Below are 23,490 nucleotides of genomic sequence, written 5' to 3' on the forward strand. Positions count from 1 at the left end.
GCTTCGCGGTCAGGCAGAAACCCCGGGCTGGTGGTGCCCATGGTGGCCGCGATGGAGGAGGATTGGAGGGACGGACTGCCACTGGAGGTGGATCGTGGATTCTGTCCACCCCGACGACAACGAATGGCCCCCTGATGCCGCGGCGCCCCCTGCGGAGTGGGGATACGGGCAGCTGAGCCGGCTGTTCACGGGGGACATTCACGGCGCGGCGGCCAGGGACGCCCCGGCCGCCTTGTCGAGGGCCTGCGTGGACCTCATGGATGTCAGCGGGGCTTCCGTCTCCCTGTACGGGGACGAGGACGCGCGGACCCTGTGGTGGTCGAGTGACGACGTCGCCGGGCGCCTGGCGGAGGCCCAGTACACGCTGGGCGACGGCCCGTGCCGCACCGCGATGCGGCAGGCGGCGCCGGTCATGGCCCCCGATCTGGCCCGGGCACCGGACGCCTGGCCGTTCTTCGTCCAGCAGGCCCTGGACCTCGGTGTCCGCGCCGTGTTCTGCCTGCCCCTGAGCACCAGTGGCCTGGCGATCGGCACACTCGACCTCTACCGCACGACGCCGGGGCCGCTCTCCGAGAAGGATCTGGCCCTTGCCTTTCCCGCAGCCGATGCCATCACCACCGCCCTGCTGGCCCTTCAAGCGCACGAGGGCGGAGGCGACTCGGACAGTTCATGGCTCGACGCGGCGGAAACGGATCACGAGGAGGTCCACCAGGCCACTGGAATGATCATGGTGCATCTCGGGGTCGACCCCCTTGACGCGATGGCCCGCCTGAGGGCCCACGCCTTCTCCCACGGACAGACCGTGACCCAGGCGGCTTTCGACGTGATCGCCGGGAGAATCAGGTTCCATGACTAGGCCCGCCCCCGACACCCGCGGGCCGGAGCAGGGAAACGGTGACACCGGCATGACCACCAGCCGAGAGCAGCAGCTCACCGAGGCGTTCGTCGCGCTCAGCGACACCCTTGGTGACGATGTCGATCCCCTCGTCCTCCTCGGACGCCTCATCCACCACAGCGTCGCCCTGACCCCCATCGACGCGGCCGGCGTCATGCTGGTCAACGCCCGCGGGGGACTGCGCTCCGCGATCACCACCGAACACGCGACCGAACTCACCGAAGTCTGGCAGGCCCAGATTCGCCAAGGGCCCTGCATCGAGGCCTTCACCACCGGCATGCCCGTACACGCCATCGACCTCGACACGCAGGTGGACCGCTGGCCCGATTTCGTACCCGTCGCCCGCGCGGCCGGCTATCACAGTGCCCACGCCCTCCCGCTGTCCCTTCAGGGCCAGAACATCGGCGCACTCAACCTCCTGGGCCGCCACCCCACCCCGCTCACCGCCCAGGAAACCCACCTGCTGCGCGCCATGGCCGACGTGGCCACGACCGCCGTTCTGACGTGGGACCGGCAAACGTTGCGTCCCCAGGACGTCACCACCCGTACCCAGGCCGCGCTGTCCGGCAAAGCCGTCTTCGACATCGCCAGCGGCATGCTCGCCGCGACCGTCGACAGCACCCCCGCCGAAGCCGGCCTGCAGCTCCACGCCTACGCCGCACGCCACCACCAGCGCCCCACCGACGTCGCGGACCGCCTGGTACACCGCACCCTCGACCCGCAGGCCGTCCTGGCCCCTCTGTCCCGAGAGGCGTAGGGCCTGTCTTTCGGATCATGCCGGGCTCGCGCCGGCCGAGGTCAGCCGCCCCGCCTCGGCAAGGTCGGGCTGCCGGGCCGCCAGGCCGGTCCCCCCCTGTTCCGGGCAGGCCGGTCCCCTGCCTGTTCCGCGTCGACGGGCGACAGACCGGCCCGTCAGAGTGAGCTGCTGCGGCGGTCCGGGTGGCTGCCAGGGGCCCGGCGTGTGCCCCGCTCCAGGCCGGGTACCCGCCCGGCATGCCTTCTTTCAGCGACAGCACGCTCCCCCTCCTGGCCCGCGGCTACGCCTGGCTGCCGAACCGGATGCGCACCTCGACGGACGCCACATACCGGACCCGGCTGCTGGGCAAGCCGACGTTCGCACTCCGGGGACCGGAGGCCGTCGACTTCTTCTACGACGAGGACCACGTCCTGCGGACCGCGGCCCTGCCCGACCCCGTCCTCGACACCCTCTTCGGCCAGGGCGCCGTGCACACGCTCGACGGTGGCGCGCACCGGGTCCGCAAGGCGATGTTCATCTCCCTCCTGAAGGACGAGCGCGGCATCGCCACCCTCGGCGACCGCATCAGCTCGCGTTGGCGGGAAGCAGTCGCCGGATGGAAGCAGGAGCGGGTGGTCCTCTTCGACGAGACCGCAAAGATCCTCGCCAGGGCCGTCTGTGACTGGGTCGGTCTCCAACTCTCCGACGCCGAGACCGACGAGTTGGCACGCGACTGCACGGCCATGGTCGACGGGTTCGCCACGCCCGGCCCCCGCCACCTGCGCGCCCGCCGCGCCCGCGCCCGTCAGGAGAAGGCCCTCGCCTCCGTCATCACCGGCGTCCGCGAGAACCCGGAGCCTGACGGCCTGCCGTCCGCCCTGGAGACGGTTGCCTGGCACCGGGACGAAGACGGGCGCCTCCTGGACGCGCACACCGCGGCGGTGGAGCTCCTGAACATCGTCCGGCCGACGGTCGCGATCGCCTGGTTCGCCACCTTCGCCGCCCACGCCCTGCACCGCCGGCCCCAGCACCGCGACCTCCTACGCGCGGACAACGACGCTTCGTACGCACGGGCGTTCGCCCACGAGGTGCGCCGCTTCTACCCCTTCGCCCCCTTCGTCGGCGGCCTCGCGGCGGCCGACCTGACCTGGCAGGGGCAGGACATCCCGAAGGACTCCCTGATCCTCCTCGACCTCTACGGGCAGAACCACGATCCGGAACTGTGGGACCACCCCTACCGCTTCGACCCGCACCGCTTCAACGGCGCGACCACGCTGCCCGACAATCTGATCCCCCAGGGTGGCGGCGATCCGGCCCGCGGCCACCGCTGCCCCGGCGAGAACATCACCGTCACAGCTCTCGCGACCCTCGCCGCCGAACTCTCTCGACTCGAGTACGACGTCCCCGACCAGGACCTGACGATCCCGCTGTCACGCATCCCCACCAACCCCCGGAGCGGCTTCGTACTGCTCCTTTCGTAGCGCCGGCCAGATTGCCTTCGCGACCACCATCCCGTCACCGCCCCACGGCCCCTGTCCGCAGTGGCACGCCGAATCACCCGCCACGCCGCCTGGGCCCCCTGGAAGGCGGTCACCCCACGCCAGCCGCCCTCCCGCCTCGGCGGCCGTTGAGTGCGGGCTCGGCGGATCGAACGCAAGCGGCGAGGAGCCCGGTTTCCGCGACGCCGCCGCAGCCGAGGGGGCGCCGACGGTCCCCGGTTTGCACATCTGAAGGTCGGGTAATCGTGCAAACGGGGCGGAACGGGATGTTCCGGCTATTCCTCTCAATCGTCGTTCTGGAGTTTTCATGTCAGATCAGCGCAAGAGCTCGTTCGCGACCGTGAACCCGGCCACGGGGGAGACCCTCGCGGAGTTCCCGGCCATCGAGGGCGAAGAAGTCGATGCCGCCGTCGATCTCGCGGGCCGTGCCTTCAGCGCCTGGCGCAAGCATCCCGTCTCCGATCGCGCCGCCGTCGTCGGACGCGCGGCCGCCTTGATGAAGGAGCGAAAGGAGGAACTGGCCCAGACGATGACGCTGGAGATGGGCAAGCTCATCTCCGAAGCGCGCGGAGAGGTGGACCTCGCCGCGTCGATCCTGGAGTACTACGCGGAGCACGGCCCGGACTTCGCCGCCGACGAGCCGCTCGACGTCGCGGAGGGGGAGGCGTACCTCTCCTGCGAGCCCCTGGGTGTCCTGCTCGGCGTCATGCCGTGGAACTTCCCGCTCTACCAAGTGGTCCGCTTCGCGGCACCCAACCTGGTGCTGGGCAACACCGTGCTGGTCAAGCACGCCGGCATCTGCCCACAGTCCGCGCTCGCCCTGGAAGCGCTGTTCCGCGACGCGCAGGCGCCGGAGGGCGTCTACACGAACCTGTTCGTGAGCCATGACGAGATCTCGCGCATCATCGACAGTCCTGTCGTCCGCGGAGCCTCCTTGACGGGCAGCGAGGCGGCGGGCGCCCAAGTCGCCGAGCGGGCCGGGCGGAACATGAAGCCCAGCCTGCTGGAACTCGGCGGCAGCGACGTGTTCATCGTGCTCGACCGCGAGGGACTGGAGCGCACGATCGGCGCCGCGGTGGCGGGACGGATGGCGAACACCGGCCAAAGCTGCGTGGCCGCGAAGCGGTTCATCGTGCTGGACGAAGCCTACGACGACTTCGTGGACGGCCTGCGCCGCGCCTTCGAGGAACTACGACCGGGCGACCCCGCGGACGAGGCGACAACCCTGGGCCCGCTCTCCTCCGAACAGGCGGCCTCGGACCTGGCCGACCAGATCCGCGAGACCGTGGACCAGGGAGCCGAGCTGGTGACCGGCGGCCACCGGATCGATCGCCCGGGCGCCTTCATCGAACCGACGATCATCACCGGCGTCAAGCCGGGCATGCGCGCCTACGCCGAGGAGCTCTTCGGGCCGGCCGCCGTGGTCTACCGGGTCGCCGACGACGACGAGGCCGTCGCCCTGGCCAACGACAGCCAGTACGGTCTCGGCGGCTCCGTGTTCGGCGCGGACCTCGAACGGGCGCGGCGGGTGGCCGAGCGCGTGGAGACCGGCATGGTCTGGGTGAACCACCCCACCTCGACCCAACCCGACCTGCCCTTCGGCGGCATCAAGCGCTCCGGCTACGGGCGGGAGCTGTCGAAGCTCGGCATGCGGGAGTTCGTGAACCGCAAGCTCGTCAGGATCCTGGCGCCCGACGCGGAGCTGCGCGCAATCGCCGGCTGAGCGAGCCGGCCGGCGCTGTCGCCCCTACCGGCGCCTCGCGGCCTGGGCGCGCCCCGCGCGCCGCACCGCCACCAGAGACAACCTTCCCGGGCAGACGCGAACGGGCCGCGGCCGTGCGCCCGTCCCCCTGCCCCGTAACCGGCACAAGGAGAGAACGTGACCGCAGTACCCGCCATCACCCTCAACAACGCCGTGCAGATCCCTCAGCTCGGCTTCGGCACCTTCCAGATTCCCCCCGAGGACACCCGCGAGACGACGCTGGCCGCGCTGGAGGCCGGCTATCGGCACATCGACACGGCGCAGATGTACGGCAATGAGAAGGGGGTCGGCCAGGCGGTTCAGGAGTCGGGGCTCGACCGCGCCGACGTGTTCGTGACCAGCAAGCTCAACAACGGCGCCCACGCGCACGACGACGCACTCCAGGCGTTCGACGGCACGATGAAGGAACTGGGCCTCGACTACGTGGATCTCTTCCTCATCCACTGGCCGCTGCCCGGCAAGGGTGACTTCGTGGAGACCTGGAAGGCCTTGGAGGAGATCTACCGGTCCGGCCGGGCCAAGGCCATCGGCGTCTCCAACTTCCAGCCCCACCACCTGCGCCGCCTACTGGAAAGCAGCACGGTGGTGCCCGCCGTCAACCAGATCGAGGTGCACCCCTACCTCACCCAGGACGAGGCCAGGGCCTTCGGCGCGGAGCACAGCATCGCCACCGAGGCCTGGTCACCCATCGCACAGGGCAAGGTGCTCGACGACCCGACCATCAACCGCATCGCCGAGCGCGTCGGCAAGACGCCCGCCCAGGTGACGCTGCGCTGGCACCTGCAGCGCGGGGACATCGTCTTTCCCAAGTCGAGCACCCACAAGCGCATCAAGGAGAACCTCGACCTCTTCGACTTCGAGCTCACCGAAGGCGACATCGGCGAGATCTCCGCGCTGAACCGCGACGAGCGGACCGGGCCCGACCCGGACCGCTTCAACGGCTGAACACCGTCACGGGCGTCCGGCGCCGGGGGTGAGCTGCCGAGGTCACCGCGATCGGCGCGGCCGCCGTGTTCGTCGTCATCCTGGTCGTCCTGCTGAGCGTCTCCGAGAGCGGTGCAATCTCCGACTCAGGCCATCGGGGCGTCAGTTCGACACCCGGATGACGACCCTCCCGAACGGCGCGTTCGACGCGTGGCCCCGGTAGGCCGTGTGTACCTCGTCGAAGGAATGCACGCGGCCGATCACCGGGCGCAACGCATGGGCGGAGACGGCCCGGTTCATCTCCTCGAACCGGGCCCGGCCGCCGACGAAGACCCCCGCGTGGTGAAGCCGGCGGCGTGGGGAAGGCACGTCACGGAGAACCTGCGGGTGCGGGGCTTGGCCCACGCCGACCGATCGCGCCGACCGCGCCGGCCATCCGAGAGCTCGACCGAGTCAAGCTCAGGTCTGGCACTGCGCCGTGCCGGCGGTGGACCATCCGCTCCAGGCGCCCCCGGCGGCACGGGCGTGTACTCGAATCTCGACCTTCACGGGCCCGCATACTCGCGTCGAGCTCCCCACCTCGGTGGGCCCGACGCTCCCGCGAGCCGGGACATGGGTGCGACCGCTGCCCAGCTTCACCCAGTGACCACCGGAGACGACACGGAAGAACGCCTCGTAGGAGACGTCCACCGCCCTCGACCCCGTGTTGCGCAGCTTGACGTGCGCCGTGATCTCCCGGGTGATGATCTTGCCTTCCTTCCCGCGTTCGGCGCTGATGCAGCCGTTGACGGCCACCCGGCCGGTCGACACGCCACCGCCGCATGCGATGGCTGCGGCGTGAGCGTTCGCCGGAACGGTCAGCATGGCGAGCGCTGCCGCGCTCAGGATTGTCCCCATTCGCCTTACCTGCATACCCGTGTCCCTTCGATCCTGCATTGCGTCAGAAAGACTCTGACGTGTCGAAGGGTGCGAGGCAACGCGTCATCGAGTTCTTCAGCCGAACGGGAACAGTCGCCGGAGTGGCCGAATCGCCGACACCGCGTACAGCCGCAGCCGTTCACCCGGCGTGCTCGATTGCGACTCCGGTAGCACGGGCGGGACGCCTGCGTGCGACTGCGGTCGCACAAGGGACATGCCTCGGCATGCGACTTCGGTTGCATGCGACAGCGACCCGGGATCGATGTGGCGTCGCGTGCCCCGCCCTGAGGATGGCCGGGTGACCGAGATCATCGCGGGGCTGTCCATGTCCCCTCTGGAACTTCTTGCCTTGCTGGGTGGCGTCGCACTGGTGGTGGCGCGCTGGCTGCCTCCTGCTGCCCGTCCACCCGTCACGATCGCGGCGGGGGCGGTCCTCGTGGCGTCCGCGATCGTGCTGAGCGTGGTGGGGATCCGCTGGCAGATGCTGCCGGTACTGGCGGGCGCCGCCGTCGCGTTGCCGTTCGCCCTCCTGCCCCTGCGGCGACGCCGTACCGGCCGACCGGCGTGGCGGGCCCGCTGGTGGCTTGCCTTGCCGGGGTCGGTGGCCTGCGTCGGCCTGATGGCCGCGACTCCGGTGGCCGCCTGGGCCTTTCCCGTACCCGTGTTCCCCGAGCCATCGGGCCGATTCGCGGTCGGCACCAGCGTGGTGCAGTGGACCGACCCACGCCGCCCCGAGACCTTCACCGCCGATCCGCACGACCAGCGCACGGTCGTCGTCCAGCTCTGGTACCCCGCACAGAAGAGCCCCGCCGGCACGCAGCGGGCCCAGTACCTCGGACGCACGGAACATGAGGCGCGCACCGTTTCCAAGGCGCTCGCCCGCGAGGTCGGCTTGCCGGGCTTCCTGGTCGACGGCGTCCCGCGTGCCCGCACGCATTCGGTCTTCGACGCTCCGGTGGCCGGTGGGGGCGAACGGTTCCCGGTCGTGCTGTTCTCTCCCGGTTCGGGTGGGGTGCGTACTCAGAACACCGCCTGGGCGGAGGAACTGGCCGGCCACGGCTATGTGGTCGCCGCTCTGGACCACCCGTACGATTCCGCCGTCGTCGTCCTCGCCGACGGCCGAACGATCCAAACCAAGATCGCCTCCACCGGAGACCGGGACGAGGACGACAAGCTGGCGGTTGACTGGACGGCCGTTCGGGCCGCCGACCTCCGCTTCGTCCTCAGCCGGCTGGACCACCTGGACCGAGGCGAGCTGACCGGCCCGCTGACCGGACGCCTGGACACCGGCCGGGTCGCGGTGACCGGCCACTCCATGGGTGGCGCCGCCGCTCTGCAGGCAGCCCGCCAAGACCACCGGTTCGACGCCGTCATCGACCTGGACGGCTACCCCCACGGCCCCACCACCCCCGCCCTCCACCAGCCGACGCTCGCCCTCACCCAGGCCGTCACCCCCGCAACCGACCCGCGCTACATACCCCGCCTCACCGAGGCCCTCGAGCTCAGCACCGCGACGAGTTACCGGCTCACCCTCCCGGGCGCCGGACACCTCACCTTCATGGACGGCCCCCTGTACCTGCCACCCGTGCCCTCGATCGTCGGCTCCCTGGGCCGTACCGAGAGCCAGCACGTCGTCGCCGCGACCACCCTCGCCTTCCTGGAGACCACCCTGCGACACAAGCCCGGCGACCTGGCCGGCGTCCTGTCGACCCACGGCGACCTCAGCGTCCATCAACCGGACAACAGCCGCTGATCAGCGAACGGTGGAAGGCGATCGAGCGCGTCGGCCCCGCTGCCCGCCGAGAACCTGCTTCTTGGTCGGTGCTGAGACGTTGCCGGGGCCCTGGTGCGCGAGATGGCGGTCGGACAGGCTAGTTTGCTCGGGTGAGTCTCCTTGATGATGTGGCCGAGCGCGATGGTTGGCGCTGCTGGGTGTGTGACGAACCGGTGGACCCCGACGAGTCGGTGAACGACCCGCGGGGGCCCAGTGTCGACAGTCGGACCGCCGACCGGAAGGCCAAGGTCGCCGAGCGGCTCGCGCACCGCGGGTGCAACACCCGCAAGGGCGCGGTCAAGGTGGTCATCGCCTGGCCGGAGCGCCTGTACGTGGTCGAACCCGCTCCGCTGATCACCGTTGCCGAGAGGCTGGAACGCAAGGGCGGCCGCGAGATGGTGGGCCGTTGCCCGACCAGGAAGGACGCCCAAGAGGCGGCGGACTGGCTGGTGGACCGCTTCTCGCGACTGGTACCGGGGCTGCCGGTGACCGCCGACATCCAGGCCGGCGGCGGCCAGTTCCTCCTCATCCTGTCCACCGGCCGCCGCTGACGGGGGACCACGTCGAGAACGACGCCGTGGCGGCGGAACCCGGTACGGCGGAACTCGCACAGCAGCGGCCCACACGCGAAACACCGGGAGTGGCGGTGTCCCGGCGCGGGTGAGGACCCCTTGCGACCGGGCGACGCACACGTGTCGATGCCCGATGCCCGGCTCCCGCGTATCACCGTCGGCCAGGTGATCTAGGCGGTGCTCTGCCGCTGCTCTTGAAGCACCGCAAGGTGTCGAAGTACTGATCAATGTCGCCACGTGCGTGCGCACCAACACGTGGCACTCAACGCGTCGCGCAGCATGTCGTTGAGCCTGCGGCTCCCGTACATCCCTGATGCCAGGTCAGGGGTTCTTCGGGGGCGGGGCGGGGTGATCCCCGACGAACCGGCGGAGACCGACGGTCAGACTCGCAGAGCCTTGATCATTCAATTCCATCGGAGCCCTCCCATGCGTCGTCCCGCCGTCCTGCCCCTGACCGCCGCCCTGGTGTTCGCCCTCGCCGCCCCCGCACACGCCGCCGCCACCGCCGGCCCCGCCCCGGCGCTCGACCGTGCCGCCCTGCGCGAGGCGGTCACCGTACGCCCCGGGGACGGCGCCTCCGGGGTTGTCGCCGAGGTGCACAAGGACGGGCGGACCTGGCGCGGCACGTCCGGGGACGTCGTCAGCGGCAAGCGCGTCAGCCCCGACGCCCACTTCCGTATCGGCAGCATCACCAAGCCCATGGAGGCGGTGATCCTGCTCCAGCTGTCCGCCGAAGGACGGATCGACCTGGACGACACGGTCCAGCAGCACCTGCCCGGGCTGCTGCCGGAGGGCCGGTTCGAGCCGATCACCGTACGGCAGCTGCTCAACCACAGCAGCGGCCTGCCCCAGGACTTCGAGGGCGCCCCGCAGACCTCGCCGGACGACGACATCGAACGCCGCCTCGACTACCTCACCTTCGACGAGATGATCGCGCTGACGCTCCACCCCGAGGGCAGGCCGGCCCCCGGCCCCCGGTTCGCCCCGGGGACCCGCCAGGAGTACAACTCCTTCGGGTACCGCGTCGCGGGCAAGCTGATCGAGGAGATCACCGGGCACCCGTTCCAGCACGAGGTGACGACCCGCATCCTGAGGCCGCTGGGAATGGGGGAGACCAGGGCGGCCGTGCCCGGCCGCAGCACACCCGTGCCCCGGCCCTACCTCCCCGGTTACATGCCCAGGAGCAGCGGCGAACTCGTCGACGTCAACGTGCAGGGCGGGCTGCCCGCGAGCATGACCTCCACCACGGGCGACCTGGACCGCTTCGTCTCCGGCCTGTTCGACGGCCGGCTGTTGCGCCCGGCCCAGGCGGCGGAGCTGTTCACCGTTCCGAAGGGAGCCGACGGCGAGCCGCTGCCGTACGCGAATCCCTCCAACTGCAACGCCGGTCCGGCCAAGGGCACGGCCTGCTACAGCGCCGGCCTGATGTACGTGCCGCTGCCCGACGGCTCAGTCCTGTGGGGCAAGACCGGCTCCGACCCGGGGTACCGCGCCGGTGTCTTCGCCTCCCGGGACCTGAGCCGACGCGTGGTCTACGCGACGGGCACGTCGTCGTCCGCGAACGGTGTCCCCGCGGTGGCCCAGCGCCTGGCTCTCGCCGCCTTCGGCGGCTGAGGGCCTGCCCGGCATCACGCCCTGTGTCGGCAGATCCCCCGGACGTGCGCGCACACCGCGATCATGCTGGAGCAACAGGGCTCGTGAGGCCGGCGGCGACGTCGGCGATGTGACGGCCGGCGAAAGCAACTTGGCGTGCAGATCAGCGCAGTTCTGCGTGGGGAGTCGAGCCGAGCGGCTCTGGGGCAACCCCCGCGCAGAGGGTGGGAGAGTCGTCACTGGACAAGGACAGCTCAAGCCCCTGACACGGGACGGCCGCCGCACGGCAGCATGGAGTCAGCCCCGCACCAAGCCCTCTGCAACGCGTTTCAGGCCGGCCAGTCGACCTGCCCGGCCTTGACCTGAAGTACATCCGGAACCTCGGTTTCGTGGAACCTGAGGAGCCCGACCCCGACCGCGCCATTCCCGAGCAGGTGCGTTTCGTCGGCCCTGGTGGCCAGCCGGCAGAGCAGCTCGCCGACCTTCTCGAACTCGTCCGGGTGGATCTCCTGTCGGGACGTCAGCGACCAGCCCTTTCGCGGCAGATCCGCGCGGCTGACGAGTGTCGAGCAGAGCTCACCACCCACTCGTGATGCCGCGCCCTGACCGGACAGGAGCGGGTAGGGGTCGTCCTCGACCACGGGGGTCCCCGAGTCGTCCACCACCACGACCGGGAAGTCGACGACGATGGACAGGCGCTCCGGCCGGGGTCCGAGCCCCAGATGCCAGCTCAGCTCGCCGAGCTCGCCCTCGGAGATCTCGTCCCGTAGGTCGACGGCAATCCTCAGCTCATGGATGTCACTCACCCTGCGAACCCTACGGCCGGCCACCGACAAGGCGAGCGGAGCTGACCGTTCGTCCACCTCCTGGCGAGGCGACTGATCCTCCCCAGGTTGTGCAACCCCAACTGCCCCAGCGGCCCGCCCCTTGCCTACCTTACGGGTCGACCCGTAGGGTAAAGGTCATGAGCTCCTCTCCGCTCTCCAGGGGGCGTCCCAGAGATCCCCGATCGCACGAGGCGATCATCAAAGCGACGGCAGAGCTGTTGGTCGAGGTGGGCTACGCCGCCACATCGATCGGGGCGGTGGCCGCTCGGGCCGGTGTCGGCAAGGACACGATCTACCGGCGGTGGCCGGGCAAGGCGGAGTTGGTCTTCGAGGCCGTCTTCACGACCACCGATGAGGCTCCGGTCCCGGACACCGGAACGCTGGCCGGGGATCTGACCGTACTGCTGCAGGGCCTGGTCGACGAGTTCCACGCGCCCGCCGCAGCGGCGGCCCTCCCGGGGCTGCTCGCTGACTTCGCCGCCGATCCGGAACTGAAGGCACGCATCCGCGGCGACTTCCTGGCCCCGTCGAAGGAACGGCTGCTGATTGTCTTCGAACGGGCCGTGCTGCGAGAGGAGATCGCGGCCGGCACCCCAGTGGACCTGGTCCTGGACACGCTGGCAGGAGCCGTGTTCTTCCACGTAGGACTGGTCGGGGAGCACCCTGATCAGCAGCTGGCCGCACTGCTGGCAACCGTCGTGGCCAAAGGAATCGAGGTCCGATGAACGGCTGGCTTCTCGCGGCGGGAATCACCGCACTCGGTGTGGCCGCAGTGCACATCGTCGGCGGACACCGCGATGTCGTGCGTCCGCTGCTGTCCTGCGGGCTCGCGGACGAACCCAAGCGTGTCCTGCACGCCGTGTGGCACATGGTGAGCGTCGATCTGGTGCTCTCCGGAGTCGCTCTGCTCTATCTCGCCCTGACGGACGGTACGGCGGGGACCGGCCTGGTGGCGTGGTTCGTGGCCGCGCACTTCATCGCGTACGCAGCAGCCTTCCTGGCCGTCACCCTGTCCGTCGATTGGCCCAGGCCACTGCTCCGCCTGCCGCAGTGGATTCTGCTCCTGCCTGTCGCGGCGCTGGCTGCGGCGGGCGCCGTGTAGCCGCACCCTCGGAGGGCTACACAGACGGAGCACCGCCGGACTCGCGTCAGCGGCCGAGGCGCCCGTGGAGCCTGGCCGAGGCGCTAGGGGAAGGCGCCGGGCGGCAGGGCGCAGACCTGTTCCACCCCGCTGGCCGTACCGGCGGCGCCTCCGGTACGGCCGAAGACCTGAACCAGTACCGGGAATCAGGCCGCGACGAGCTCCTGCTCGCGCTCCGGCGTTTTGACCCTGGGCTTCTTGTTCGGCAGGGAGAGCCGGAAGACCTTGTGCCATGCGGAGAACACCTGCTTGGGGAGCGGCCCGGTGACGTACTCCAGCTCGTACTTCTCGAACAGCGCGCGCACCTTCACCGCGACCTCGGCGTACCGGTTGCTCGGCAGGTCCGGGAACAGGTGGTGTTCGATCTGGTGCGACAGGTTGCCGGTCATGAAGTGCATGGCCCTGCCGCCGCTGATGTTCGCCGAGCCCATCATCTGGCGCAGGTACCACTGGCCGCGTGTCTCGCCGTTGATCGACCGGCGCTCGAAGACCTGCACGCCCTCGGGGAAGTGCCCGCACATGATCACCGAGTGGGTCCAGATGTTGCGGACCAGGTTCGCGGTGAACGTGGCGGCGAGCGTGGGGAGGAACGACGGGCCCGACAGCAGCGGGTGGATCACGTAGTCCTTGAGCACCTGCTTGCGGATCTTGCGGCCCACGGCCTTGGCCCGGGCGCGGAACTCCGGGTTCTTGCGGCGGCGCTTGTGCAGGTTCTTGGCGAGCTCCAGGTCATACGCCGCGATGCCGTACTCGAAGAAACAGGCGTTGATGAAGTTCCACAGCGGCTGGCCGAGGTGGAACGGGTGCCACCTCTGGTCCTCGTCCACGCGCATGATGCCGTAGCCGAGGTCGTTGTCCTTGCCGATCACGTTGGTGTAGGTGTGGTGCAGCTCGTTGTGAGAGTGCTTCCACTGCTCGGACGGTGACACGTGATCCCACTCCCAGGTGGTGGAGTGGATCTTCGGGTCTCGCATCCAGTCCCACTGGCCGTGCAGGATGTTGTGGCCGATCTCCATGTTGTCCATGATCTTCGCCACGGACAGACCGGCGGTGCCGAGCAGCCACGCGGGCGGGAAGATCGAGAACAGCAGCACACCCCTGCTGACCAGCTCGAGCTTGCGCTGCGCCGATATGACCTTACGGATGTAGGCGGCGTCTGCCTCGCCGCGGCCGGCGATCACCTCGTCGCGGATCGCGTCCAGCTCGCGGCCCAGCTCCTCGATCTGCTCCGCGGTCAGGTGGGCGGTGGGGTCGATGGCGGTCAAGGTGCTCCTACCGTTCGATGTCGCACGGGCCCGCCGCGGCGGACACGCAGGTCTGGATGAGGACGCCGGGCTCGGCCTCGGTGATCTCGCCGGTGCGCAGGTCGCGGACGGCGCCCGCCTTGAGCGGCGTGACGCAGCCGAAGCAGATGCCCATGCGGCACCCGGAGGGCATGAGCACACCGGCCTCCTCGCCGATGTCCAGCAACGGCGTGGCGCCGTCCGCGTCGACCGTCTTGCCGGTGGCGCTGAACGTGACCTCGCCGCCGTCGCCGGCGACGACGATGCCAGGGCGGAAGCGTTCCGTATGCAGGCGCTCCTGTACGCCGTGCTCGCTCCAGTGCTCTTCGGCGGCGTCGAGCAGGCCCGCGGGCCCGCAAGCCCAGGTCTCGCGCTCGGCCCAGTCGGGCACGAGTTCGTCGAGACGGGCGATGTCGAGCAGGCCGTCTGTGTCGGTGTGCACCTCGGTGAGCCGCAGCTTCTCGTCCGCGACCAAGTCGTGCAGTTCGCTGCGGAAGATCACGTCTTGCGGCTGTGGCGCGCAGTGGACCATGACGACGTCGTCGAATTCGATGTCGCGCAGCATGCCCATCACGGGCGTGATGCCGCTGCCTGCCGTCAGGTAGAGCACCTTGGCGGGCTTGGCCTGCGGCAGCACGAAGTCACCGGTCGGCTGGTCGAGCTGGACCAGCGTGCCAGGTTTCGCCCTGCGGACCAGGTGGTTGCTGACCTTGCCGTCCGGGATCGCCTTCACGGTGATCGTGACGCGGCCGTCCTGGCGGTTCGTCGGCGAGGTGATGGAGTAGGCACGCCACAGGCGCACCCCGTCGACATCGACCCCGATCCGCACGTACTGACCGGCTGTGTGGCCGCGCCAGCCCCGTCCCGGCCTGATCACGATGGTCGCGGCGTCGCCCGTCTCGGGGTGCACGGCCTCGATGCGCCCACGCAGGTCAGCGCCCGCACGCAGCGGGCTGACCAGGTCGAGGTAGTCCGACGGCAGCAGCGGCGTCGTGACCATCTCCAGCAGTTTCCACGCCCTGCTGCGGAGGGCTGCACTCGTCATGACTCCAGCTTGCTGTGCCTCAAGGGGTAAAGTCCTGACCGCAGGACGTAAATTTGATCAGCTGAATTGTTCGCAGGGAACAAAAACGTGAGCCATGCAACCCGGAGGGCCAGCGAACTGGCCTTGGATGAGACGACGGTCACCGCACTTCGGGCCGCGCTGAAGACCACCGCCGACGAGGTCGTCAAGGCGATCATCGACGAGGTCCCTCCCTACGCCAACGCCCTTTCCGGCCGCATGGGAGCCACCATCCGCCGAGCCGTCCGTACCGCCTTGGGGCACTACCTGGACCTCGCGAGCGGGAACGCCACGGGCGGCGACGCCGGTGACGCAGCCTACGAGCTGGGCCGCGGCGAGGTGCGCGACGGCCGTTCGATGGACGCCCTACTCGGCGCCTACCGTGTCGGCGCCCGCGTGGCTTGGCGATGCCTGGCAGCGGGTGCCGTACCGGTAGGCCTGCCCGCCGCCGAGGTCGCCAAGTTCGCCGAGCTGACCTTCGCCTACATCGACGAGCTGTCTGCCGCGAGCGCCGCGGGCCACGCCGACGAACTGGCGGCCCGGGGCAGGGCCCACGAGCGCCACCTGGAACACCTGGCCCGCGATCTCCTCGCCGGCGCGAGCCCGGATGTGCTGCTGGCCTCTGCGCAACGTGCCGGGTGGCAGCCGCCGGTTTCGCTGACCGCGGTCCTGCTGCCCGCCGCCCAGGCCCGGCCTGCCTACCGCGCGCTCGACCCGAGCACCCTCGTCCTCGACGATCTGCCGGACGCCACCGGTGTACTGCTCGTCCCCGATGCCGACCGATCACATCTCTTGCGGCAGCTGACCGACCGCACCGCCGTGGTCGGCCCGGCCCGGCCATGGAGTCGTGCTTCCGCCTCGTACGCACGAGCCGTACGCGCGCGCTCCCTCTCCTCCGATATTCGCGACACCGAGGACCACCTGCCCGATCTGGTGCTGAGCGCCGACGCGGACGCGTTCGCAGACCTGCGTGCCCGAGCCCTCGCACCGTTGCGGACCTTGCCCGTCGCGACGGCACGGCGGCTGGAGGAGACGCTGCGAGCGTGGCTGCTGCACCAGGGCAGGCGGGACGAGGTGGCGGCGGCGTTGTTCGTCCATCCCCAGACGGTCCGGTACCGGATGTCGCAGCTACGGGGCCTCTTTCCGGACCTCGCATCGCCACACCGGGTCCTCGAACTGACGCTGGCGGTCGGTCTTCGGGTCAGCTGAGGCGTGCGTCGGCCGTCCACGACCACCTCCGCGAGGTGTCCGGGCCCCGGCGGCGTGCTGATGCGCGCGGACGATCGTGGTGTCGACGGCGACGACGCTGCGAGGCCGCCGGGGAAAGGACCGTTCCGGGGACGGCGCCCACCGCGGTCGGTACGTCACTGGTGAGGGACCCGGTAGCCAGGATGAGCGCGGCGAGGAGGGCGTCGGCGGCGCCGGTGGCCGAGCCTGAGGACGGTGCCGATCGCTTCGAGGTGATCGCCGCCTACCGGGCGAGGAGGCTGATCTTGCACACTTCGTCGTCAGCTCCGGCTCAACCGCCTCGCGATGGCCTCCAGCAGCTCATCCAGCGCCGCCACGCGTTTCCGGCCCCTTGGTCGGGCCAGCCCTACCCGGCTCGGTGAGAATCCGCGGACAGAACGGAACACCACGTCCGGGTGGGAGTAGAAACGGGCCGTCGACGCCGGGGCCAGCGCCACGCAGCCGGCAGCCACCGCTCCGAGCCACTCGTCGGGCCGGTTGGTGACAGCGCCAACCCGGACCGGGTGCCCTTCCCGCTCCTCCGTTGCCAGCCAGTAGTTCCTCCAGGCACCGGTCTCGGCTCCGGCCGCGACGAAGGGCTCGTCCCACAGCTCCCGGAACTCCACCGTCTTGCTGTTCGCCAGCGGATGTCGAGCCGACAACAGCACCCCACGCTCCTCGACGAACAACTCCCGCACCTCCAAGGCCTCCTGTCCCGGAAACGGCAAACGCACCACTGCCGCATCCACTTCGCCCCCGGCCAGGCCGGCACTCGGGTCCGACCAGTCGAACTGACGCAGTTCCACCCGCCACTCCGGTTGCGCCTGGCGGAACTCGGCGATGACCTCGTGGACGACACCCACGGCGCCCGCGTCCAGGAAGCCCAGGCGCAGCACCCGCGCCGCCCGGCGGGTTACACGTACCGCCTCGTCCCAGACGTCCAGCAGTGCCGGTACCCGCACTGCGAGTTCTCGACCGGCCTCGGTCAGTGCCATCCCGGACCGCGAACGCGCGAAGAGCGGTACCCCGAGATCGTCCTCCAGGCGCCGGATCTGCTTGGTCAGCGCGGGCTGTGAGACGAACAGTCTTCGCGCCGCCCCGGTCAGGCTGCCCTCCTCCGCCACTGCGGCGAAGTACCGAAGCAGGCGCGTGTCCACGTCCATGCCACCAGGTTATAGAAGCGGGTATTGGACGGTGCCGAAGGGCCTGCGGATCCTGAAGGCATGACCGGCACCCAGCTCGCATACCTCGTCGTCACCTTGTCCACCGCCGCTGCCAACGTCGGTATCGCCGCAGCCGACCTTGCCGGGGCGCGCTTCGTACTGGCCAACTCGGCGCAGGTGGGTGTGCCCCGACCCTGGCTACCCTGGCTGGCCGCCCTCAAGCTGGCTGGTGCGGCGGGCCTCCTCCTCGGCCTCTTCGACGCGGGACTACGCCCCCTCGGTGCTGCCGCGGCCTGCGGTCTCGTCCTGCTCTACCTGGGCGCGCTCGGCTTCCATCTGCGCGCACGCGTGCTCTACAACATCGCGTTTCCCGGTTTCTACTTCGCCACCGCTGTCGCCTCGTTGGCCTTGACCGTGTCTTCCTGACGGCGGCACAGCTCAACGTTCGATGAGACGCTGTAGCCCTGTCGATCACATCGCCCTCAAGATCGATAGGCGACATCAACTTAGTTGACGTCACGTCAGGCTGTTGGGCGACATTGTCGAGCCGCCCCCAGGCGTGGCAGGCGCATCCGGCCGTCAGGCCGCGTGCCGTGGACGGCCCGGACGGCCCGGACGAGCCGGGCTCCGGCCTGGTGCAGATGTCGGCTCCCCGGCGGAGGGCCCGGTCCCGAGCCCGAGCCACGGGTGGTCGGCCACGAGGCCATACATCGGTTGCCTCTCGGGGTGATCCCGGTCCTGACATCAGCCGCGCTTCCCCGTCTTGCCCTGGCACAGGGGCCGTGTTCACCCGTGCGTGGCGGTGTCAGGACCATCTCCGCCAGAGCGCGGCCTAGGCACCCTTTCTCCTTCCGTGCTGACGGGCCGTGTGCCTGACCGGACCGGACTGTGGTTCTGCTTCCGATCGGTTCGCCCCGCCGATCAGGAGCAGTCGGCCCGGGGCCCGGTGTCGCGGCGCCACTTCTGGTTGGCGACCGAGATCCCGGTGCGGTGTTCGGTCCCGTCGGGCAGGATCTGCGCTACGCCGCGTCCCGGCAGCCGGCCCTCCCGCGTGACGTACCGCGCGAGCGCCCCCACACCCTTCTCTGGAACGCCCCCGCCGCCCGCGCCCGGCCCGGGCGGCCGAGTGAATAGGTCATGATGCGCGGCGGCGGTGATCATGGCTGTCACGTGCTGACCAAGCTGCTGTCGGGGGACGCCCATCGCGAGGATGGCCGGCCGGGTGTGCTGTTCCCCAAGTCCGGGGAGCGGCATGGGTGCGCGGCGTCGAGATGCCCCGACTGTCACATGGCCATGGACTTCGATGGGGATCGGGACGCCGAAGGCCCAGCCGAGGTTGACTGGGCTCACCTGTCCCGGTCTGCGCATGCTGAGCTCCAAGGCTTGCTGCCACCCGTGGAACCGCTCAGTCCGCACATCTGCCGCCACGGTGGCCGGGGCGAGGGCCCGATATGGGCTCCCGCCCCGGTGCTCGGGGAACGGCTTACCGATCAGACCTTGCCGTCGATCAGAAGTGCGGGTCGAGCAGCGAACCGAAGGTGTACGTACCGGCGGTCCAGTGGTACTGGGTGTCGTCGTTCAGGACGGCGGGCGCCGAACCGGACCTGCTGAGAGTCGAGTTCTGTTTGTAATGGCCGTCAAAGGCGCGGATGCAGTCCGTCCAGGAGTACGAGCCCGACGCCAGATAAATCTCGCGGGTCGGTGTACGCGAGGACCCGAAGATCTGCGTCCAGGTGTACGTCCCCGATGTCAGGGATATGTTCTTGGTGACACACGCGTCGGCGTCGCTCCACTTCGGGACACCGTTCAAATACACGCTGCGCGTGTTGTACGCGGTGTCCGCCGCGCTCGCCGGGCCACCCGTGAACGCCACGGCCGCCGTTGCCGCCGCAACGACAGTTGCTAACGTACCGAACTTTCCAGCCATTTCAATTCTCCTTTTGGGCGTGGGAGTCTGCCGGCGCCCCGTTCCGTACGGGATACCTGGCGGTACATCGACACCCGCTAACGTTTCACATTTACGGGAACTATCTTCCCTCGAAATCTGCCATCCTTCCCGAAAATACTGCCACCCGTCGACGTGCGCCCATCGCCAACATTTCAGGCTGCGGCAGGTGCGCATCCGGACTTCGCCGCCAGACGTCATGTGCCCAGTCGATGCCGAAGCCGGCCAGGCGCGCACCGCTCGGTGGCCGGCCGTCCCGTCCCGGTCCCGTGTTGAGGTCGCCTGCTGGTCGACGTGTCTCGTACTGGCTTCAGGGCGGGAGATCGCGTCAGAGGACGTACCCGGTGGTGTGGGTGGAGAGCCAGTCGAGGGAGAGTCCTGTCGTCACCAGTGCACCTGTGGCGACGCGTCCCGTCCAGCGTCGTGCGGGGTCGGCGCAGAGTGCGATCAGCGCCGGGCCCACCGCCATGGCCCCGACGGTCAAGGCCCAGGACTGGGGGAGATCGTCACGGGAGGATCCGGCGAGAACGACGATGATGAACCACTGGAGGATGAACGCCGCCGCGACCATTGTCTTCAGCGGCCTTACGTCCAGCATCCAAAAGGCCAACCAGAGCACCGCCACGCCCAGCAATATCCACAGCGCGATCCCGGCGAGCGGGTAGAGGGTGAAGCAGATCGTGACGCTGTCCGCGCAACTGCGCTCGTCCTCCGTGATGGCCCACAGCCACAGCGTCCTCGCCATCCAGCCCGTGATCGCACCTGCGAGCGCGCTGCCCGCCATGACCCCGTAGATCTTGTTCATGCCGCTGAGGCTCGCAGTTTGACTGGCGCGGGTCCTGAGTACGGATACTCAGACTGCTCGCGCGCGTGACGCGTACTGCGGGCGGACCGCCGAGCGGCAAGGCCGCTCACGGGCCACTACAGATGCTCATTCAGGAGCTGCAGGCTGCTTGCGGGATGGGCCTGTGTTATAGCCCGAGATTCGATCCGGAGGTGCCTGCCGGATGCCGGTCACGAGGGCCATCACGGATCACGAATGATGGCTGGGACGTCCGAAGTTTCGCCGGCCGATCCTTAGTCAAGGGGACGGTGTGGCGATGGCATACATCGTTTGTTCCACCCCCCCAATCCTGCCTATCGCAACTATCGCACCCCTATCGTGCCTTTCTGTAGCAGAAGTTCGTTGACGTAGTTGTCTTACCCTGGTAGTTCGTACCATGAGGCAGGAAGGTGTTAGCGGGGGCTTACGCATTCTGGCGCCGAGTACGAGCGAAACCGGACTGAATAGAACTGGGTGATAGGCGCCATGGATCCGTCATAGGCTGGAGACATAGGTGTTCAGCGGATTGCGCGGCGCTACGCTGGGCTGACTGGGTAGAGCGTGACGTTCTCCCAGCAGGCCGAGCCGATTCTCCTCCCACGCCTTGCTTCGCATTGATGGCTGCACGGAACCCCCGGCGCGGCCCGCGCCGGGTCTTTTCAGTTCTTCGCAGCCCCGGTGGAGAGGGCAGGCCGGCAGATCTGAACAGCCGTTTGTGAGGGGTATGGAACGGGCCGAGTTCGTCGAGCAGGTCCCGCCAGGGCGAGTTGGGGCGGTACTTCCACGCGATGGTCTCGATCGTTCGGCGGTGATCAGCTCACCGCCGTCCACGGACCGGCTCGGCCGGCATCGGCGGCTCGATCCGGCCCTGCATCGCGTCAGTGATCACTTATCGGACAGACATATCCGATCAACTGACCAACTCATCAAAGAGACACGCGCTAAGGGCTGTCCCGCAAAGATCTTGGCTCCGAGTGCGGAGCAGCCTGAAGAGCTGGCGAGGTGCTCAGCTGGTGGTTCGTGAGGTGTCCAGGGTCCGGGCGAAGTCGGCGAGCGCTTGGAAGTCGTGCTCCCGTAGGCCGATCCGCGGGTTGACGTGGTGCAGGAGCCCTGGCCCTTGGTGGTGGGCGGTCACGTAGGTCTGATCCAGCTCGCTCTGTTCGTCGTCCACCCAGGCGAAGGGACGGCCGCCTGCATAGTCCACCAGCGGCCCGGTCTTCCAGTGGACGCCATCAGGGCGTTCTCTGAGTAGGACGTCGCCGAAGTTGACGAAGGGAAGTTCTGGAAGGCCCAGGACTGGTGCGATCCACTGGTTGGCGTCGTCCATCCATGTGGTCGCCCAGCACAGCTCGAAGCCGAGCTGGAGCAGGATTCGTCCGTGCTCTGGGTTGAGCCAGACCCGCAGGGGTCGTCGGGACGAGATGCCTCTGTCGTGCCAATCGGCGTCGTTTCGGGGGACTCTGAGTGTGGTGTAGCCGTCGGGACGCCTCTCCGGCTTGGCCGCGTAAGGGTTGAGCGGCCCGTCCACGTCAAGGAACAGCAGTGGTCGGATCACGGTTTCTCCCGGTCTTGCGCCCTGTGGACTGCCCGATCAGCGTAACTGTGGGATTGCCTCGGGACTGGGCCAGCCTGAGTGATGATCATGATGTGACGAGTGTGATCACGGCATCGGAGCCGTCCTGGATAACCCCGTTCGCGGGGCTGAGCCCGCGCTGCTTCGGTAAACTGCTGACCACGCTGCGGCACGATGGAGCAGATGTGGTCCACCGAGGCCGGCCGTGGAGTCTGCCGCTGGAGGACCGGGTGCTGCTGGTCACGGCCTACTGGCGCACCAATCTGACGTTGCGGCAGCTCGCTCCGCTGTTCGGCGTCTCGAAGTCGACGGCCGGCCGAGTCATCAACCACCTCGGGCCCCTGCTCGCACTCCAGCCCCGCAAGCGGTTCGCCAAGGACACCGTACTCATCGTGGACGGTACCCTGGTCCCCACCCGCGACCACACCATCGCCGAGCGGTCGAAGAACTACCGGTACTCCACCAACCACCAGGTCGTCATCGACGCCGACACCCGCATGGTCGTCGTGGTCGGTCGGCCCCTCGCCGGGAACCGCAACGACTGCAAGGCATGGGAGGAATCCGGCGCCAAGGCCGCCGTCGGCAGGACCACCACGATCGCCGACGGCGGCTACCGAGGCACCGGACTCGTCATCCCGCACCGCCGCAAGCGCGGCCAGACCGAGCTCCCGGACTGGAAAGAGGAACACAACAAGTCCCACAAACAGGTCCGCGCCCGCGTCGAGCACGTCTTCGCCCGCATGAAAACCTGGAAGATCCTCCGCGACTGCCGTCTCAAAGGCGACGGTGTCCACCACGCCATGCTCGGCATCGCCCGGATGCACAACCTCACCCTCGCCGGATAGGCAAGCGGGCCGCAAGGCGGCCACCGTGCCCGAGGCGGCGTCAAGGTCTTTGCGGGACAGCCCTTAGCCAGGAAACCCCAGTCGGCTGCTCCCGCGCAGCAGTCGGGCTCCGGTCAGATCGTGACCGGACCGTGGGCGGTGGCGAACTCGACCGAGACCAGGCCCGGTTCCTCATCCTCGACCCAGGTGACGTCGATCTGGTCGAGAGGGTGGTCGGCCGGTTCGCCGAGGAATTCGGCGATAGAGCCGGCGTCGCCGGCGATGGAGACCCCCTGGATGGTGGTGGAGGTGCGCGGGTCGGCGCTCGGTCGCTCCTCAACGGGAACCAACCACTGTAGAAAGTAGGGAAGTTGCGGGTCCCCCAGTAGTTCCAGCAGGCCGATCTGCTTCCACCTCAGGTCGAACCCGTCGGGGCGGACACGGTGGCCTTCGGCCGAGGTGCGTCCGAGGCGGGCCTCGACCGGGGCGATGTCGTCGACAGAGACCACCCAACCGAGCCAGCCTCCGCCCTCGGCGGCGCGGCGCGCGACCGCCTGGCCGAAGGGCGCGCGGTCGGCGGCGGGGTGGTCGAGCGTGGTGACGACCTCGACGTAGGTGCCGCCGCTCAGCGGGAGAATGAAATTGCGGGTGCCGAATCGCGGGTGCACGCCCCCGTCGACGAACCCGGCCCCGAGGGCCGATCCGATCCACTGGACGGTCGAGACGAAGCTCTCGCGGGCCACGGCATAGGACACGTGATCAAGTCGCACCGTGCCATCATCACGCGACGACCCGTACAAATCGCGACGCCACGCCCGCCGCTCCGGCCGCGTCTGTCGTGGATTGAGCCGTGGAGCGGATCGATCACCGGCATCCCGGCGGGGGAGGCCCGGTCGCAGTCAGGCAACAGCGCTGCCTCCTCGTCGAGGCCCACGACCCGCCCGATCA

General features: G+C 69.1%; 24 protein-coding genes and 1 pseudogene. 13 read left to right on the forward strand and 12 right to left on the reverse strand.

The window, feature by feature from the left end:
- The first annotated feature begins 94 nt into the window (after nt 1–94).
- The 5 genes from ACIRO3_RS26745 to ACIRO3_RS26765 all read left to right on the forward strand — a co-directional run bounded on the left by ACIRO3_RS26745 (nt 95) and on the right by ACIRO3_RS26765 (nt 5,837).
- Nucleotides 95–856, forward strand: coding sequence for a GAF domain-containing protein (locus tag ACIRO3_RS26745; RefSeq protein ID WP_404141067.1), 762 nt, complete (start codon nt 95–97; stop codon nt 854–856).
- Between the two features lie 49 nt (nt 857–905).
- Nucleotides 906–1,652, forward strand: a complete 747-nt coding sequence (locus tag ACIRO3_RS26750) for a GAF and ANTAR domain-containing protein (protein WP_404141069.1) — start codon at nt 906–908, stop codon at nt 1,650–1,652.
- A gap of 236 nt (nt 1,653–1,888) precedes the next feature.
- On the forward strand, nt 1,889–3,112 hold the full coding sequence (locus ACIRO3_RS26755) for a cytochrome P450 (protein ID WP_404141071.1): 1,224 nt from the start codon (nt 1,889–1,891) through the stop codon (nt 3,110–3,112).
- A 325-nt stretch (nt 3,113–3,437) separates the two neighbouring features.
- On the forward strand, nt 3,438–4,853 hold the full coding sequence (locus tag ACIRO3_RS26760; RefSeq protein WP_404141072.1) for an NAD-dependent succinate-semialdehyde dehydrogenase: 1,416 nt from the start codon (nt 3,438–3,440) through the stop codon (nt 4,851–4,853).
- 156 nt (nt 4,854–5,009) lie between these two features.
- Nucleotides 5,010–5,837, forward strand: coding sequence for an aldo/keto reductase (locus ACIRO3_RS26765; RefSeq protein ID WP_404141074.1), 828 nt, complete (start codon nt 5,010–5,012; stop codon nt 5,835–5,837).
- Between the two features lie 141 nt (nt 5,838–5,978).
- Here ACIRO3_RS26765 and ACIRO3_RS26770 read toward each other — a convergent pair whose 3' ends face one another.
- Entirely contained in the window at nt 5,979–6,185 is a 207-nt protein-coding gene (locus tag ACIRO3_RS26770) for a zinc-binding dehydrogenase (protein WP_404141076.1), read from the reverse strand.
- A gap of 90 nt (nt 6,186–6,275) precedes the next feature.
- Complete coding sequence (locus ACIRO3_RS26775) at nt 6,276–6,713, reverse strand: hypothetical protein (protein WP_361777847.1); 438 nt, start codon at nt 6,711–6,713, stop codon at nt 6,276–6,278.
- Nucleotides 6,714–6,996: 283 nt separating this feature from the next.
- Between ACIRO3_RS26775 and ACIRO3_RS26780 the strand changes: the two genes are divergently transcribed.
- The 3 genes from ACIRO3_RS26780 to ACIRO3_RS26790 all read left to right on the forward strand — a co-directional run bounded on the left by ACIRO3_RS26780 (nt 6,997) and on the right by ACIRO3_RS26790 (nt 10,694).
- The gene (locus ACIRO3_RS26780) at nt 6,997–8,487 is read left to right on the forward strand and encodes a dienelactone hydrolase family protein (RefSeq protein ID WP_404141078.1); all 1,491 of its coding nucleotides are present in this window, start codon (nt 6,997–6,999) and stop codon (nt 8,485–8,487) included.
- 131 nt (nt 8,488–8,618) lie between these two features.
- The gene (locus tag ACIRO3_RS26785) at nt 8,619–9,059 is read left to right on the forward strand and encodes a hypothetical protein (RefSeq protein ID WP_361777853.1); all 441 of its coding nucleotides are present in this window, start codon (nt 8,619–8,621) and stop codon (nt 9,057–9,059) included.
- Between the two features lie 447 nt (nt 9,060–9,506).
- Nucleotides 9,507–10,694 carry a serine hydrolase domain-containing protein gene (locus ACIRO3_RS26790; RefSeq protein WP_404141080.1) on the forward strand — a complete coding sequence of 396 codons (1,188 nt, stop codon included), beginning with the start codon at nt 9,507–9,509 and terminating at the stop codon, nt 10,692–10,694.
- Nucleotides 10,695–11,002: 308 nt separating this feature from the next.
- On the opposite strand, the gene ACIRO3_RS26795 is transcribed toward ACIRO3_RS26790, so the two are convergent.
- Nucleotides 11,003–11,479: a hypothetical protein gene (locus ACIRO3_RS26795; RefSeq protein ID WP_404141082.1), complete on the reverse strand. Its 477-nt coding sequence runs from the start codon at nt 11,477–11,479 to the stop codon at nt 11,003–11,005.
- Between the two features lie 158 nt (nt 11,480–11,637).
- On the opposite strand from ACIRO3_RS26795, the gene ACIRO3_RS26800 reads away from it, so the two are divergent.
- Both ACIRO3_RS26800 and ACIRO3_RS26805 read left to right on the forward strand, forming a co-directional pair.
- Nucleotides 11,638–12,225, forward strand: a complete 588-nt coding sequence (locus tag ACIRO3_RS26800; protein WP_404141084.1) for a TetR/AcrR family transcriptional regulator — start codon at nt 11,638–11,640, stop codon at nt 12,223–12,225.
- Nucleotides 12,222–12,602 (forward strand): hypothetical protein, encoded by a 381-nt coding sequence (locus tag ACIRO3_RS26805; protein ID WP_404141086.1) that lies wholly within the window; start codon nt 12,222–12,224, stop codon nt 12,600–12,602. Before ACIRO3_RS26800 ends, ACIRO3_RS26805 begins: the two co-directional genes overlap by 4 nt.
- 185 nt (nt 12,603–12,787) lie before the next feature.
- Here ACIRO3_RS26805 and ACIRO3_RS26810 read toward each other — a convergent pair whose 3' ends face one another.
- Both ACIRO3_RS26810 and ACIRO3_RS26815 read right to left on the reverse strand, forming a co-directional pair.
- The gene (locus ACIRO3_RS26810) at nt 12,788–13,906 is read right to left on the reverse strand and encodes a fatty acid desaturase family protein (protein WP_404141088.1); all 1,119 of its coding nucleotides are present in this window, start codon (nt 13,904–13,906) and stop codon (nt 12,788–12,790) included.
- Nucleotides 13,907–13,913: 7 nt separating this feature from the next.
- Nucleotides 13,914–14,969 carry a ferredoxin reductase gene (locus ACIRO3_RS26815; protein WP_404141090.1) on the reverse strand — a complete coding sequence of 352 codons (1,056 nt, stop codon included), beginning with the start codon at nt 14,967–14,969 and terminating at the stop codon, nt 13,914–13,916.
- An 87-nt stretch (nt 14,970–15,056) separates the two neighbouring features.
- Here ACIRO3_RS26815 and ACIRO3_RS26820 point away from each other — a divergent pair, with 87 nt between their 5' ends.
- Nucleotides 15,057–16,196 carry a PucR family transcriptional regulator gene (locus ACIRO3_RS26820; RefSeq protein WP_404141092.1) on the forward strand — a complete coding sequence of 380 codons (1,140 nt, stop codon included), beginning with the start codon at nt 15,057–15,059 and terminating at the stop codon, nt 16,194–16,196.
- Nucleotides 16,197–16,495: 299 nt separating this feature from the next.
- Here the strand turns inward: ACIRO3_RS26820 and ACIRO3_RS26825 are convergent, their stop codons facing one another.
- The gene (locus ACIRO3_RS26825) at nt 16,496–17,377 is read right to left on the reverse strand and encodes a LysR family transcriptional regulator (protein WP_404141094.1); all 882 of its coding nucleotides are present in this window, start codon (nt 17,375–17,377) and stop codon (nt 16,496–16,498) included.
- Between the two features lie 60 nt (nt 17,378–17,437).
- On the opposite strand from ACIRO3_RS26825, the gene ACIRO3_RS26830 reads away from it, so the two are divergent.
- Complete coding sequence (locus tag ACIRO3_RS26830; protein WP_404141096.1) at nt 17,438–17,803, forward strand: DoxX family protein; 366 nt, start codon at nt 17,438–17,440, stop codon at nt 17,801–17,803.
- Between the two features lie 495 nt (nt 17,804–18,298).
- On the opposite strand, the gene ACIRO3_RS26835 is transcribed toward ACIRO3_RS26830, so the two are convergent.
- The 5 genes and pseudogenes from ACIRO3_RS26835 to ACIRO3_RS26855 form a co-directional block, all read right to left on the reverse strand.
- Nucleotides 18,299–18,454 (reverse strand): hypothetical protein, encoded by a 156-nt coding sequence (locus ACIRO3_RS26835; RefSeq protein ID WP_404141097.1) that lies wholly within the window; start codon nt 18,452–18,454, stop codon nt 18,299–18,301.
- Between the two features lie 430 nt (nt 18,455–18,884).
- Entirely contained in the window at nt 18,885–19,250 is a 366-nt protein-coding gene (locus ACIRO3_RS26840; protein WP_404141099.1) for a hypothetical protein, read from the reverse strand.
- A 400-nt stretch (nt 19,251–19,650) separates the two neighbouring features.
- Entirely contained in the window at nt 19,651–20,127 is a 477-nt protein-coding gene (locus ACIRO3_RS26845; protein WP_404141101.1) for a hypothetical protein, read from the reverse strand.
- 712 nt (nt 20,128–20,839) lie between these two features.
- A pseudogene (locus ACIRO3_RS26850) lies at nt 20,840–21,019 on the reverse strand (transposase); the annotation flags it as partial.
- Nucleotides 21,020–21,151: 132 nt separating this feature from the next.
- Complete coding sequence (locus ACIRO3_RS26855; RefSeq protein ID WP_404141103.1) at nt 21,152–21,700, reverse strand: hypothetical protein; 549 nt, start codon at nt 21,698–21,700, stop codon at nt 21,152–21,154.
- 92 nt (nt 21,701–21,792) lie between these two features.
- Between ACIRO3_RS26855 and ACIRO3_RS26860 the strand changes: the two genes are divergently transcribed.
- The gene (locus ACIRO3_RS26860) at nt 21,793–22,563 is read left to right on the forward strand and encodes a transposase (protein WP_404141105.1); all 771 of its coding nucleotides are present in this window, start codon (nt 21,793–21,795) and stop codon (nt 22,561–22,563) included.
- Between the two features lie 113 nt (nt 22,564–22,676).
- Here the strand turns inward: ACIRO3_RS26860 and ACIRO3_RS26865 are convergent, their stop codons facing one another.
- Nucleotides 22,677–23,312, reverse strand: a complete 636-nt coding sequence (locus ACIRO3_RS26865) for a VOC family protein (RefSeq protein ID WP_404141107.1) — start codon at nt 23,310–23,312, stop codon at nt 22,677–22,679.
- Nucleotides 23,313–23,490 lie beyond the last annotated feature (178 nt).

This window comes from Streptomyces sp. NPDC102278 (genome assembly GCF_044766345.1).
Taxonomy (GTDB): domain Bacteria; phylum Actinomycetota; class Actinomycetes; order Streptomycetales; family Streptomycetaceae; genus Streptomyces.

What these genes read in the sequence shown, in the direction of transcription:
- ACIRO3_RS26750 (WP_404141069.1), top strand. Translation starts at nt 906, where the DNA reads ATGACCACCAGCCGAGAGCAGCAGCTCACCGAGGCGTTCGTCGCGCTC.
- ACIRO3_RS26755 (WP_404141071.1), top strand. Translation starts at nt 1,889, where the DNA reads ATGCCTTCTTTCAGCGACAGCACGCTCCCCCTCCTGGCCCGCGGCTAC.
- ACIRO3_RS26760 (WP_404141072.1), top strand. Translation starts at nt 3,438, where the DNA reads ATGTCAGATCAGCGCAAGAGCTCGTTCGCGACCGTGAACCCGGCCACG.
- ACIRO3_RS26775 (WP_361777847.1), bottom strand. Translation starts at nt 6,713, where the DNA reads ATGGGGACAATCCTGAGCGCGGCAGCGCTCGCCATGCTGACCGTTCCG.
- ACIRO3_RS26780 (WP_404141078.1), top strand. Translation starts at nt 6,997, where the DNA reads ATGTGGCGTCGCGTGCCCCGCCCTGAGGATGGCCGGGTGACCGAGATC.
- ACIRO3_RS26790 (WP_404141080.1), top strand. Translation starts at nt 9,507, where the DNA reads ATGCGTCGTCCCGCCGTCCTGCCCCTGACCGCCGCCCTGGTGTTCGCC.
- ACIRO3_RS26800 (WP_404141084.1), top strand. Translation starts at nt 11,638, where the DNA reads ATGAGCTCCTCTCCGCTCTCCAGGGGGCGTCCCAGAGATCCCCGATCG.
- ACIRO3_RS26805 (WP_404141086.1), top strand. Translation starts at nt 12,222, where the DNA reads ATGAACGGCTGGCTTCTCGCGGCGGGAATCACCGCACTCGGTGTGGCC.
- ACIRO3_RS26815 (WP_404141090.1), bottom strand. Translation starts at nt 14,969, where the DNA reads ATGACGAGTGCAGCCCTCCGCAGCAGGGCGTGGAAACTGCTGGAGATG.
- ACIRO3_RS26825 (WP_404141094.1), bottom strand. Translation starts at nt 17,377, where the DNA reads ATGGACGTGGACACGCGCCTGCTTCGGTACTTCGCCGCAGTGGCGGAG.
- ACIRO3_RS26830 (WP_404141096.1), top strand. Translation starts at nt 17,438, where the DNA reads ATGACCGGCACCCAGCTCGCATACCTCGTCGTCACCTTGTCCACCGCC.
- ACIRO3_RS26845 (WP_404141101.1), bottom strand. Translation starts at nt 20,127, where the DNA reads ATGAACAAGATCTACGGGGTCATGGCGGGCAGCGCGCTCGCAGGTGCG.